Source organism: Lacticaseibacillus sp. 22 (genome assembly GCF_055413445.1).
In genome coordinates this window covers 1-12026 of sequence record NZ_JBVAYD010000043.1, presented here as the reverse complement: position 1 = coordinate 12026, position 12026 = coordinate 1, and the positions used below count along the sequence as shown (strand labels likewise).

The following is a 12026-nucleotide window of genomic DNA, read 5'->3' as shown; positions in this document are numbered from 1 at the left end:
TTAGTAAAGGCCTTTTCCCAACCTCATCTTCACTAAACTGGAATGTTTATTGGCCCTCTTTTCGGAACTCGATATTCAAAGAAACCTGTTTGGAGACTTGGATTCTCATAGTGCTTTGCTGGTTGACACAAAGTATCTACAGATTATTGTTGAGCCTGCTTAAAAACCCAATATTGTCTCTAGTAACATTCGCTATATGCACCGGATTCGGTTTTTTTATGACATGGAACTTCACCGAAATACAAGTAAATACAAATCCCTTTTATATTATACAAGATCATGTGACACCAGATGTCAGCTCAATGTTAGTCCTGACATTGTTTACCATTTTATTAATTATAGCATCAATCAGTATATTGATAAGCGGCCAAAGGGGGAAGTCAAATGATTTTAATTAAATGGCAGCATAAGGTGTTAAAAAACGCATTTCCCTTTTTATGGCCTCTTTTCATTACTTTAGCTATCTTATTTACATTATTTTTCATAGAAATACAGAATCAAGAGAAGTACGTTAACTCTTACCGATCACAAATTGAAGAGAAGCTAAAGGCTCCGGCGGTAAAAAGGGATTCATCATTGAGGGCACAAATAAAGTACGAATATCAGGCGCTCAAGTCTGGGCCAGATGAATATAACCGAAAATACTTAGAGGCACTTTCCATAAGAAGAAATAATAACGGGACTTCCTCGCTCGGAACCAGAATTAAAAACGCTTTTACACCTATCTCTATTGATATAACAAACATGTATACATCTGGCGAATATCAAAACACAATTAATGAACTTAACCTTGTAGCGTCTAACAAATTAACGCCCTTTTTCCCAGCACGTTTACTGACTAATGAAAGCACAAAGTTGACTTTTGGAGGAGATGACTTAACTTTTAAAAAGTATTCGATGCAATTTTCGACAAGATTTTACACTCATGGATTTTACTTTTTGGAACATCTCTTCCACGAACTAGTTTTTAATGTCCTCAGCACCATCTTTGGCTTAGTGATCTTAGGCTGGTGGGCTCAAATCGGATTTAAAAAATCCTCAGGCTGTGGAAATGACTGGTTAGAAATGCTTAATATTAGCCAGGAAAAGGCATATTTAGGCGGCTTTTTGCTGAATATATTGTCATATTTTGTCATGACATTGGTAATCACAGCGGTTTTCCTTCTTATATCGGCAGCCTTCGCGAGTCTAGGTAGCTTAGAATATCCGATATTTGATTGGAACGGAAATTTTATGCAGTTGTGGCAAATAGTTTTGACCGATATTTCTTTATTAATGATTAATATTTTCCTTTTCTTTTCAATAAGTAGCCTTTTGCAAACACTGATAAGTAATGCGCTTGTCCAAACACTTGTTAGCAGTATAATTGTCGTTCTTGCCTCACTACTACCAATCAGATGGTGGTCTCCTTTTGCTTCTCTGCATATTTCTATGATCTCTGATGGATTTATTTTTCAAAATGGAGGTTCTTTGCTATCCGTTATTTTGATCACCCTAAGTCTTGGTATAATGTTTTTGTTTTCAGGTCTTCTAGTTATTAAACTTCAAAGGAGGTAATACTAAATGACCAGTATGATAGAAATAAAGAACTTAACCTTTCAATACAAACATAAGCGCGTCTTCGATCAAGCAAATATGCACATTGATGATTCAGGAGTCTATGGTCTGGTAGCACCTAATGGAACCGGAAAAACTACTCTTCTCCGTTTGATTGTCGGACTAGTCAAACAATCCAGCGGTAATATCTTGATTAATAATGAAAAGAACTCAAGAAGCAACGTCTTTAAAACAGTTGCCTATTTTGATGACGCTTCTTCATTTAGCGGCATGATGAAGGGGCGGGATTACGTTGACTTAGTCGCTAAAGTACATGATTTAGATCAAAGTAACGTTGAAGCAATGATGGCAAAGTTGGGAGTTTCTAAATTCATTGATAAAAAAATCCGAACATACTCGATGGGCATGAAGCAACGACTTCAAATTACACTTGTATTATTAGTCGATACTCCAATTATTTTATTAGATGAACCGCTAAATGGGCTTGATCCAACTAGTCTTGATATTGTTCAGAAAGCTATATTTGATTTAGGTAAAAGAGGAAAACTTGTCATTGTCTCGTCGCACAATTTAGCGGAACTTGCACGGGTTACTGATGTTGGCATATTCATCAACCACCAACATCTTGAAATAGAAAAGTTTAAGGATTATCGTCATCTAAAAGATCAATATGCTCAGTTATTGCAATAGTCAGGGTTATTACTGCAATAACTGAAACTCAAAAAATAATTTCAATTCCAAAGTTCTGTAGCCAGGAACTTATTAGCCAAAATCAAGTCCAGAATTCTTCTACGCTGCATACTCTGTTCGTACACCAATTTCAAACGAAATACTTGTTGTCTTGCAAAAAGTCATAGCATCGTATCCTTCATCTGGGGTCTAGTTTCGAAAGGGTCATTTAACGCTTAGAAGCAATTTAAAAGTTATATCATACGAATACTCGTTTGGGTTCATTCTCCCCCAGAAATTGCAAATTCCTTGTAAGCGCTTATAATTGTTAATGTGTTGAATCTTTAAAACATGTGCTGTGCAATTCACCACGCAATTTACTGTTGAAGCAGTAGTTGTTGCAACAGCATATGCACCCCATAACGCGTGCCATCCCAGAAATCCGGTTGGCGCACTCTCATTTTTAGGAGGCAAAACTAATGGCAGATGAACGTTGGCAACATCCACTGTATACAACCGAAGCAATTAACGATGAAGGACTCGAGGGGCACGCGTATATTCCCGGCGGCCTTAAAGTTCAAACAAGCAGTCCATTGAACGATCATCCCGGCACCAACCCTGAACAACTTTTGGGCTTGTCGTTAAGCACCTGTCTGGAAGCAACCTTAGAAGCCGTTGAAAAGGAACACGGCTTGCCGCATACAGGCGCGGTCCGAGTTAAAGTTGCCTTCATTGGTGAACGCGCGGAGTATCAATTCTTGGTTCACGCTCAGGTTATGGTCAAAGGTGTTGATCTTGACACGGCCAAGACGTTTACCAACGAAATTGAAAATCGCTGCCCGGTTTCAAAATTACTTAAAAATAGCGGCAATTACACCATCGAAACCGTTACTGATTTCGCCGATTAATTGCTTGCCCGAAAATCGCCTTGTTGAGTGGATTCACACTTAACGAGGCGATTTTTGACACCTTGCGATCATCATGAAAAAACTGGTTGCCAGCCTACAGCCATACGATCAAATACCTTCTGTTATTATTTGCATCCCACCTGATTTTTAGCACTGCAAGCGTTACACTGATAACTAGAAGGGAGTTGCAAATATGAAGAAGATTATCAATGCTCCAGGCGATATTGTCCCGGAAATGATTGCTGGTCTTGTTGCCAGTTATCCGCAATATTTGAAACAGATTCCTGAAACAACGGCGGTCGTCCGCAATGACGCCGCGTTCAAGCAGAAGAAGAAAGTCGGGGTTATCTCCGGTGGCGGCTCAGGTCACGAACCGCTGCACGCCGGCTATGTCGGTCAAGGCATGTTGGATGCAGCCGTTGCCGGTCAGGTCTTCACCTCACCCACCCCGGATCAGATTTATGCCGCGATTAAGGCGGTTGACCAAGGCGAAGGGGTTCTGATGATCGTCAAGAACTACTCCGGCGATGTTATGAACTTCGACATGGCCAAGGATCTCGCCAGTGTCGACGATATTGACGTTGAATCCGTGGTGGTCGACGATGATGTGGCAGTCAAAGATTCGCTGTATACACAAGGTCGCCGTGGCGTTGCCGGCACTATTTTTGTCGAAAAGATAATCGGCGCGGCTGCCGAGGCCGGTCTCAGCCTAGATGAGCTCAAAAAGTTAGGCGATGCTGTGGTTAAAAATACCAAGTCGTTTGCCGTTGCACTGCACGCCGCGACGGTTCCTGAAGTGGGCAAACCCGGTTTTGACCTCAAGCCTGATGAAATCGAATTTGGCGTTGGGATTCACAATGAACCTGGCACTGGTCAGGAAAAGTTGCCGACTTCCAAAGCACTTGCCAAACAATTGATCGGTAAGTTAACCGTTGAGTTTAAAGATCCTAAAGCGCATGCCTATGCCGTTTTAGTCAACGGCATGGGTGCAACCCCGCTGTCGGAACAATACATTTTCATGGGTGATGTTTTGAACGAGTTACACGCACAAGGCCTTAAAGCTGACTTCACCAAGGCTGGCAACTATGTCACATCACTTGACATGGCAGGGGTTTCACTGACGATGCTGGCACTAGACGATCCGCAATGGTTGAACTATCTGAATGCATCTGCACACACTGTTGGCTGGGGGGATACTGATGTTAACCGCTGAAATTTTGACTAAATGGATGACAAATTTCGAAAATCGCATTACGCAGCAAAAAGACCATCTCACCGAACTTGATCGGGTCATTGGCGATTCCGACCACGGTAACAATATGGAGCGTGGCGTGAATGCCATCAAGGCTGCATTCGAAAAAACGCCGCCAACTGCTGATCTTGCCCAAGACTTCAAGACCATCGCCATGGCCATGCTCAGTAAAGTCGGCGGTGCTAGCGGTCCATTGTACGGCACTGCTTTTCTGGAAATGGCCAAACTCGCCAAAACCGATACTGACTTCGGCGATCTGGTTGAAGCGGCAGCAAAAGGCATTGCCAAACGCGGCCAAGCCAAACCAGGCGACAAGACCATGCTAGATGTCTGGGCCCCTGCCGCTGACTTAATCAAACAAGGCAAGCTGGACGATGCTGCCATTGACAAACTCGTCGAAGCTACCAAACCCATGACTGCCAAACGCGGCCGTGCTTCTTACCTCGGCGAAAAAAGTGTCGGCCACATCGATCCCGGCGCTGCCTCAACTGGAGAGCTGCTAAAGGCATACCTAGAGGCAAGAGCGTGAACTGGCGCGGTTAGAGATCGGAGTGTAAGTGGCCTTGGGCGTGATGGCTGGGTTTTGCCATTGCGACCAAGGTCCTTACACGCAGATCTCTGCGCCAGTGAACGCGTTTCAGTAAGAGCGAGAGCAGGGCCGGTTAGAAACCGGAACGTAAGTGGCCTTAAACCTAAATGGCTGGGTTTTGGCCATTTAGGTTTAAGGTCCTTACGTGGAGGTTTCTGGCCCCTGCGAACGCGTTTCAGCAAATTACCGTCAAAAACCAAAGGAGTGTGATTTTCATGGCAATGGGCATGTTGCTCGTCTCCCATGTGCCGGCCATCGCCAGCGGCCTTGAGACTTTAATCAAACAAGTGGCCAAAGATGTTCCGATCACCACGGCTGGCGGTACCAGTGATGGTCAAATCGGAACGGATCTGGATCATATTCAAAAAGCAATCAACGACAATCCGGCTTCCGAGTTGCTCGTCTTTTACGACCTCGGCAGTGCCAAAATGAATTTGGATATTGCCGAAGAGGTCAGCGACAAACAGATGCACGTTTATGACGTGGCCTTTGTGGAAGGTGCTTACGCCGCTGCGGCTTTACTGGAAGCTAACGTGACATTGGATAAAATCGAAGCCCAATTGAAGCCACTAAAGGTCAAGTAACTTTCATTTCCGCTTGTCGGCATCCCTTGCAGACAAGCGGTTTTTCGCATTCGTAAACTGATATTTTTTAACCACAGGAGTGAAACGTGATGGCCACATCTGACCAAACCAAAATGCAATTTGCGACGACCTTGAAAGACCTCATGCACCACAAGCCGTTGGATCGCATTACCATCGCTGAATTAAGTGCCGCGACACACGTGAACCGCAACACTTTTTATTACCATTTTGAAGACATCTACGGCTTGTTGAAGTGGACGCTGGAAGCCGATATTGGCCGTAAAGTCATGCAGAATCTCGGTGCGGCGACTTGGGAGGCCAAGTATCAACTGGTGCTCGATTACATCATTGCCAACCAAGCCTTTTGCCTGAATGCCTATCATTCCGTGGGCCGTGACATGCTGGAAGAGTTTTTGTTTCAATCAGCGACTGACATGGTGAAGCCGGTGGTGCTCGACATTGATCCCACCACCCCAGCGAAAATGGTGGCCGATATTTGCAATTTCTATGGTGCCGCCATCGTAGGTCAGATTCTATTGTGGCTAGCCCAATCCTTGCAAGAACCCGAGCGTGACCTGATCAAACGAGCGGATCTCATGCTGAATGGTTCAATTGCGTTCATCGTGCACAAACAGGCGCATGGAAAAGAACGTTAATTTTCGAACAAACATCACATTTTGACTAAAGACGCTTCTTTTTCGCCTGGCTATAATGAAGTCAGAAAGCGAAAGGAAGCGTTTTATGATGAAAAAATTCTTGTGGACGGCGCTGGGATTGGCGCTGGTTGCAGGTGGCACGGCTTGCTACTTTGCAAACAAAATGGAACTGTTTAAAGATGACGCTGACGCATACAAGAAGTTTGAAAGTCGCTAGGAGGCAAAATAATGATCAAGCATAAGGCGATCATGATCGGTGCGGGGTTAGCCAACATGGCGGCCGCTGTTTATTTAATTCAAGAAGGTCATTGGCAAGGTGATCAGATTACGTTCTATTCTCTGGACGATCACGGGTCCAACGATGGCGCTCCAGCAGAAGAGACAGCAGACGAATATTGGAATAAATATCATCCAATGGAAAACACCAAAGGCTACGTCGCGCGCGGTGGGCGGATGCTCAATTATCGAACCTATGTCGATTTGATGGACTTGCTGAGTCGCATTCCATCGGCAACTGAACCCGGATTGACGGCGGAAGAAGATACCCGGCAATTTGACGCTCAGCACCGGACGTTTGATAAGGCGCGGTTAATGGAAGGCGGCATCGGCATTATCCAAGCCGGTCACCTTGGCTTAAACAACAAGGATCGCCTTTTGCTAACCAAGCTGATTATGATGCCGGATTCGGAAGAAGAGAAACTCGACAATGTCAGCATCGCCGACTACTTCAAAGATGACCCGCATATGTTCCAAACCAACTTCTGGTACATGTGGGAAACCACTTTTGCCTTCCGCGTTGAAAGTTCAGCGCAGGAATTGCGACGGTACATGCATATGATGATTTACGAGTTCACCCAAATCGAGCATCTGGTCGGCGTCAACCGCACCCGTTATAATCAATTTGAAAGCATCATGTTGCCGCTGATCAATTACCTTAAAGATCAAGGCTGCCGCATCATCCTCAACCGCCGCGTCACAGCATTCGAGTTTAAAGACACCGCGATGACCGATGAAATCACGGTAACCGGTTTGAAAATGCTGAACACCGAAACCGATAAGCCGGAACATGTGGTCGTGGATGACGATACCGCCGTCTTCTTCACTAACGGCTCCATCACCGACTCAGCCACTCAAGGTGATTTTGACCATCCTGCTGTTGAAAACATGGACTACGGTGCCGCGGCTAGCTTATGGAAACAAGCCACGGACCACTTCTACAACCTAGGCAACCCGGATAAGTTCTTCGCGGATCGGGCAGCCAGCGAGTGGGTCAGCTTCACCTTAACCACCAAGGATCACTTGCTGCTCAACGAAATCGAGCGCATTACCACCCAAATCCCTGGCAATGCGTTGAACTCTTTCTTATCCACCCAGCCCATCACCGCGCTTGGACAAAAAGACGTGATGATGTCGATTGTGGTGCATCACCAACCGCACTTCACCACCCAAAAACCTAACGAAACCGTTTTGTGGGGCTACTTCCTATATCCACGTCGTTATGGTGAATTTGTTAACAAGCCATACATCAAAATGACAGGGAAGGAAATGGCATTGGAACTGATCGGTCAGCTTGCTAAAGTCGATCCGGGTCCTGGCAACATTCGCGATCGCCAAGATGAAATCATGGCAAGCATCATCAACAACATTCCGGTTTACATGCCGTATGCTTCGGCCCTCTTCAACAATCGCGCCAAAGTTGATCGACCGGAAGTCATTCCCGCCCACTCAACCAACCTCGCTTTCACCGGTGAATTTGCCGAGCAGCCATTCCAGATGGTCTTCACCGAACAAAGCGCGGTCCGTTCAGGCGAAATTGCGGCTTATCACTTCACCGGCATCCCGATGAGCCACCTCGTACACACGCCAAGATACGACAAAGATATCAAGACTTTAATGCGCGCAACCAAGAAAATGTTTGAATAACCACGCGCTATTTGCAATTTAAAAAGTTTATTGACCAAAAAAGTGTAACAGGCATATGAGATGCGTAATGTATCTTTAGATGCCTGTTTTTAAATGCTAAAAAATCCCCCGTTCCCTGCCACAACCCCCGCTAACTAGCATGAAAATTCAGCGTCAATTTTTTCTGCACTTTCTCTCGTCACCCACAGCAAGTTTTTATGTGAGCACCACCTGGCACCTGTTAAACTAAGGGTAATAAAACCCGCAATGACCGTATATGGAGGGCATATCATGGACTATCAAGTAAAACTGCAACGACACGCCAGTCGCGAAATCGATCTTTACTGGCCTGATTTTCAAAAAAGCAGCGACTACACGGCCTTAATGCAGGATCCGGATTTCGCAAAAATTCCGCCCCAAGAAATCCGTTCAATTCTCGTCACTTTTTTTTCCGAGTCATTTGAAAATCTGCGCTCGACGATTAAAACCCTTTCAGCCGAGGCGGTTTCAATCGCACTCGAAACCACGCTGCAACAAATCAACGATAAGCATCGCCGGCGTAGTGAAGCAATTGCGATTGCTGCCGAGCTGATTAAGAGCATGATGATTTGGTTGATTCGAACCAAACGCGTTAAGTTGACCATCATTGATTTTGTCGATGCGTTGATGGGCGCCTTACTCACGACGACTTATGTATTGGGACTGGTCGAAGAAGGCGATCTTGCTTCGCCACGTGCCGGCCAACGTGACGACCGTTTTGACGACGATGACGACATGACGATCGATTCAGCGAGCATGGCTACGCTGATTGAACAATTGATGCTCTTTTTCGACTCTAAGACCTGGCATCAACTACCGCATTCAGCTCAAGACGAAGAGTTCTTCGGTGCGGTCATCTTTTTCCTGATTCAAACCATTCAAAACATGTTTGGTCACGAACCTAAAGAGTGGACCAGCCAGGATATTGGCGCTGCTTTGTTGCTACTGCTGCGTGACACGAAGATCGTTCCGCGTGATAAGCAGCAGGCACTGGGTAAATCGCTGGCAATCTTCATTAAGTCAACTGCCAACTCGCATCTTTGGACGGCAACGCAACTCAAGGCTTTGGCGGATACCGCCCAAGCACAGGTCAAAGAAGCACTCGCCAAGATACCGGCGACACCCCCAAAAGCCACAGCCGCGGCAACACCGGCGACAGGTCCATCAGATCGCGTCATTCCCATGGCAGACTGGCAGAAAGGTCGCCACAAAAAGTAATCATGTCAACCAGCAGCGTTTTTAATTAACCGCATAAAAAGAGGCGTCACAATCAGGTATGGCAAAATCCGTACTTGGTTGAGACGTCTTTTTTCTTATTCAATCTGCTGAACCTGCTGCTTAAGAAATGGCGCTTAAGCGTAGGGCACCGTTCGTATTTTCATGCCCGCAAATCTTACTTAAAGTTGATTAAACTGTTCCGTTTTAACCAAATCATCATAGGTCACTTCAGTCAGGTTCGGATCGAGTGTCTTGGTCGTCATGGTTAACGTGTTGGCGTCTTGAACAAAAATGGCGCGCTTACTCAGGTCGTATCCGGACCAGTACTGGGTATAATCGGTTAAAATCGAATGCTTCGGGTCGCGGCCTAGACCTTGAGGAATCAAAACGGTTTTGAACGCATTGTAAAGCACGCGGATACCTTCGTTGCTATTGAACGGGTCGAGGTTGCGCGACACGAACATCGCCCGAACAAAGCGGGATGGAGATGTATAATCACCTGGCAGGCCAAACATGCCATAGCCGGTTCCTAATTCAATCGGCTCCAGATGTTGGTCGCCAAGATCGGCCCCTTCCGGATAGTTGCGATCATTAAGACTGACATAGTTCCGTAAATTGGTTGTATGCCACCCGTATTCCGGACTATTTGTCATGGCGCCGACACTGTCATACAGCTTGAAGGCACCATGGCCAGTCAGTTCAATCACGAGTCCGGCACCGGATGGATCAACGAACGTGTAATGCAAAGGAATCTTGACGCCTTGACCACCAAACTGAAACGGCTCGTCCAGCAGTCCATACTGACTCGCAAGTGCGCGCACTTCCGCAACATTCTTGCAAGTCGTCAGCGCCAACGTGACAAACTCCTCACCTTTAATCGGCTTCAGATTGCGCTTCGCCAGTGACTCGGCACTTGCCCAGCTGCATTCCACCAGCACCTGCAAGTCCCCGGCCAAACCTTCACTGTTGACGCCATCAAACAGCGCCACGCTTTGATCGACCCCAACGCCAACTGCGGCATATTTAGTCTTCCAAGTAGCCGTTTGCGCTGGCAATGTCTGATTCGCCGGCAAACTCACAATCTTCCCCGGCACCCCACCAGCAGGCGACTCGTGGAAGAAACTCGTGTTATAGTCCATCGTTCGGCCCCAGAAAATATCCCCTTGAAGCGATTTAATTGTCATGGATGAGCACATATATAAAACCTCCTATTGTCAGCGTGAGTCTATGTGTGAATGACGGTGAACGGTATTCAGCTAAGCAATTATCCGCCGATCTTTTCACTGGACAACTCGCTTTTTCGATAACGATACAACTGTTATTATACGCTGAGTCGGCTATCTTTTAGCGCCAGATCCAGAAAATACGTCTATTTATACCTAGCAAAGCCGCCTCTGTCTGAAAGCTATTTCTTTTGTAAATAGCTAATCGGCTTATTCACCTCAATTTTAGTACCAGAAAAAGTCTTCTTGATCCAGGCCTGAATCGTTGAGTTGTGATAAAGCGTGACTAACTTTTTAAGTTCGGGCTTGTTTTTATTTTTAACCGCCGTCACCAAAATATTCACATTGGCACGAGTATCCTGACTCAGCTTCTCATGCACCAACGAATCCTTTAAAACATTTAGCCCACCATCCAAAGCACGCGTATTTGATATCAATCCTGCATCTAGGTCAGGCAATACCTGAACTGAAGGATCCACCTCTTTGAACTTTAAATGTTTCGGATTACTTTGAATATCCTTGACGGTACTCAAGGCATTAAAATCCGGCTTTAACGTAATCAACTTGGCCGCAGCCAGCAGCAACAAACCGCGCGTTGCATTCGCCGGATCATTGGAAATGCCAATCGTTGCACCATCAGGAAGCTGACTTAATCGCTTATATTTTTTGGAATACAATCCCATCGGCTCTAAATAGGTAGTGCCAAGTGCCGCCAACTTTTGACTTGGATTTGCCTTGTTATACTGTTCGAAATACGCGTAAGATTGAAACGCATTGACATCTAACTGCCCTTCAGCGGTTGCCGAATTTGTTACATTGCCGTCTGCCACCTGTTTGACTTTGAGCTTCACACCAGCCTTTTTAGCTTGCGGTGATTGCGCAATATGTTGCCAGATCTGATAATCCGAGCCACTGCTGCCAATTACAATCGTCTTATTGCTCGAAGTCGCCGTACTGCTGGTAGTTTTTCCACAAGCTATCACGCTGACCAACGCCAACAACGCCACACCCACTAGCACTAATTTTTCCCAACTTCGCATGAAAATGCCTCCTCATCATCACTTTTCAACCAAAACCGACACAAGCTGAATTCAAAAAAGGCCGTCCCTTGACCACCAAAAATGTCGTCAAGGGACGGCCATGCCGTGTTACCACCCTCGTTTGCAATGCCGAAACATCGCCTCCAGTACCTGTTGATACCTGGCAGGATAACGGCTGCAACCGATCCGCAGGCGTTAACCGCACGAATCACTATTCGAAGCTCATCTTCACCTTTTTGCCAACGCCCCTTTTTCACCATCCGGGTTCTCTGCAACGCTTGCGCTAAGGCTAATCTTCTTCTCGAAGTGTTGATTTAATAACATCTTTAACGCTATTCTCGTTAAACAGGTCACGTTATTGAATGCATCATACCCTCTTCACAAATAAA

Annotated in this window: 13 protein-coding genes; 10 read left to right on the top strand and 3 right to left on the bottom strand. The window is 45.8% G+C overall.

Annotation, left to right across the window (positions count from 1 at the left end; genetic code table 11):
• The first annotated feature begins 384 nt into the window (after window positions 1–384).
• The 10 genes from ACWP87_RS13270 to ACWP87_RS13225 all read left to right on the top strand — a co-directional run bounded on the left by ACWP87_RS13270 (window position 385) and on the right by ACWP87_RS13225 (window position 9374).
• Entirely contained in the window at window positions 385–1557 is a 1173-nt protein-coding gene (locus ACWP87_RS13270) for a hypothetical protein (RefSeq protein ID WP_014569134.1), read from the top strand.
• Between the two features lie 6 nt (window positions 1558–1563).
• Entirely contained in the window at window positions 1564–2247 is a 684-nt protein-coding gene (locus ACWP87_RS13265) for an ATP-binding cassette domain-containing protein (protein WP_014569133.1), read from the top strand.
• Between the two features lie 458 nt (window positions 2248–2705).
• Window positions 2706–3134: an OsmC family protein gene (locus tag ACWP87_RS13260; RefSeq protein WP_014569132.1), complete on the top strand. Its 429-nt coding sequence runs from the start codon at window positions 2706–2708 to the stop codon at window positions 3132–3134.
• 193 nt (window positions 3135–3327) lie between these two features.
• Window positions 3328–4347, top strand: coding sequence for a dihydroxyacetone kinase subunit DhaK (dhaK, locus tag ACWP87_RS13255; protein ID WP_014569131.1), 1020 nt, complete (start codon window positions 3328–3330; stop codon window positions 4345–4347).
• Window positions 4334–4915: a dihydroxyacetone kinase subunit DhaL gene (gene dhaL, locus ACWP87_RS13250; protein WP_014569130.1), complete on the top strand. Its 582-nt coding sequence runs from the start codon at window positions 4334–4336 to the stop codon at window positions 4913–4915. Before dhaK ends, dhaL begins: the two co-directional genes overlap by 14 nt.
• Before the next feature lie 275 nt (window positions 4916–5190).
• Window positions 5191–5559: a dihydroxyacetone kinase phosphoryl donor subunit DhaM gene (gene dhaM / locus ACWP87_RS13245; protein ID WP_005686376.1), complete on the top strand. Its 369-nt coding sequence runs from the start codon at window positions 5191–5193 to the stop codon at window positions 5557–5559.
• Window positions 5560–5648: 89 nt separating this feature from the next.
• Window positions 5649–6215 carry a TetR/AcrR family transcriptional regulator gene (locus tag ACWP87_RS13240; protein ID WP_005691618.1) on the top strand — a complete coding sequence of 189 codons (567 nt, stop codon included), beginning with the start codon at window positions 5649–5651 and terminating at the stop codon, window positions 6213–6215.
• A gap of 85 nt (window positions 6216–6300) precedes the next feature.
• Window positions 6301–6432, top strand: a complete 132-nt coding sequence (locus ACWP87_RS13235) for a hypothetical protein (protein ID WP_005714982.1) — start codon at window positions 6301–6303, stop codon at window positions 6430–6432.
• A gap of 11 nt (window positions 6433–6443) precedes the next feature.
• Window positions 6444–8138, top strand: coding sequence for an oleate hydratase (locus ACWP87_RS13230; RefSeq protein ID WP_005714981.1), 1695 nt, complete (start codon window positions 6444–6446; stop codon window positions 8136–8138).
• A gap of 270 nt (window positions 8139–8408) precedes the next feature.
• Complete coding sequence (locus ACWP87_RS13225; protein ID WP_014569129.1) at window positions 8409–9374, top strand: hypothetical protein; 966 nt, start codon at window positions 8409–8411, stop codon at window positions 9372–9374.
• A gap of 179 nt (window positions 9375–9553) precedes the next feature.
• On the opposite strand, the gene ACWP87_RS13220 is transcribed toward ACWP87_RS13225, so the two are convergent.
• From ACWP87_RS13220 to ACWP87_RS13210, 3 genes are all read right to left on the bottom strand, one after another.
• The gene (locus tag ACWP87_RS13220; protein ID WP_014569128.1) at window positions 9554–10570 is read right to left on the bottom strand and encodes a linear amide C-N hydrolase; all 1017 of its coding nucleotides are present in this window, start codon (window positions 10568–10570) and stop codon (window positions 9554–9556) included.
• 209 nt (window positions 10571–10779) lie between these two features.
• A complete protein-coding gene (locus ACWP87_RS13215; protein WP_014569127.1) occupies window positions 10780–11637 on the bottom strand; it encodes a MetQ/NlpA family ABC transporter substrate-binding protein in 858 nt (285 codons plus the stop codon).
• Window positions 11616–11897, bottom strand: a complete 282-nt coding sequence (locus ACWP87_RS13210; RefSeq protein WP_005709607.1) for a hypothetical protein — start codon at window positions 11895–11897, stop codon at window positions 11616–11618. Before ACWP87_RS13210 ends, ACWP87_RS13215 begins: the two co-directional genes overlap by 22 nt.
• Between the last annotated feature and the right edge of the window lie 129 nt (window positions 11898–12026).

Excerpts from the sequence above, each read along its gene's own strand:
- dhaL (WP_014569130.1), top strand. The coding sequence starts at position 4,334 with ATGTTAACCGCTGAAATTTTGACTAAATGGATGACAAATTTCGAAAAT.
- ACWP87_RS13265 (WP_014569133.1), top strand. The coding sequence starts at position 1,564 with ATGACCAGTATGATAGAAATAAAGAACTTAACCTTTCAATACAAACAT.
- ACWP87_RS13225 (WP_014569129.1), top strand. The coding sequence starts at position 8,409 with ATGGACTATCAAGTAAAACTGCAACGACACGCCAGTCGCGAAATCGAT.
- ACWP87_RS13270 (WP_014569134.1), top strand. The coding sequence starts at position 385 with ATGATTTTAATTAAATGGCAGCATAAGGTGTTAAAAAACGCATTTCCC.
- ACWP87_RS13230 (WP_005714981.1), top strand. The coding sequence starts at position 6,444 with ATGATCAAGCATAAGGCGATCATGATCGGTGCGGGGTTAGCCAACATG.
- ACWP87_RS13260 (WP_014569132.1), top strand. The coding sequence starts at position 2,706 with ATGGCAGATGAACGTTGGCAACATCCACTGTATACAACCGAAGCAATT.
- ACWP87_RS13210 (WP_005709607.1), bottom strand. The coding sequence starts at position 11,897 with ATGGTGAAAAAGGGGCGTTGGCAAAAAGGTGAAGATGAGCTTCGAATA.
- ACWP87_RS13240 (WP_005691618.1), top strand. The coding sequence starts at position 5,649 with ATGGCCACATCTGACCAAACCAAAATGCAATTTGCGACGACCTTGAAA.
- dhaK (WP_014569131.1), top strand. The coding sequence starts at position 3,328 with ATGAAGAAGATTATCAATGCTCCAGGCGATATTGTCCCGGAAATGATT.
- ACWP87_RS13235 (WP_005714982.1), top strand. The coding sequence starts at position 6,301 with ATGATGAAAAAATTCTTGTGGACGGCGCTGGGATTGGCGCTGGTTGCA.
- dhaM (WP_005686376.1), top strand. The coding sequence starts at position 5,191 with ATGGCAATGGGCATGTTGCTCGTCTCCCATGTGCCGGCCATCGCCAGC.
- ACWP87_RS13220 (WP_014569128.1), bottom strand. The coding sequence starts at position 10,570 with ATGTGCTCATCCATGACAATTAAATCGCTTCAAGGGGATATTTTCTGG.
- ACWP87_RS13215 (WP_014569127.1), bottom strand. The coding sequence starts at position 11,637 with ATGCGAAGTTGGGAAAAATTAGTGCTAGTGGGTGTGGCGTTGTTGGCG.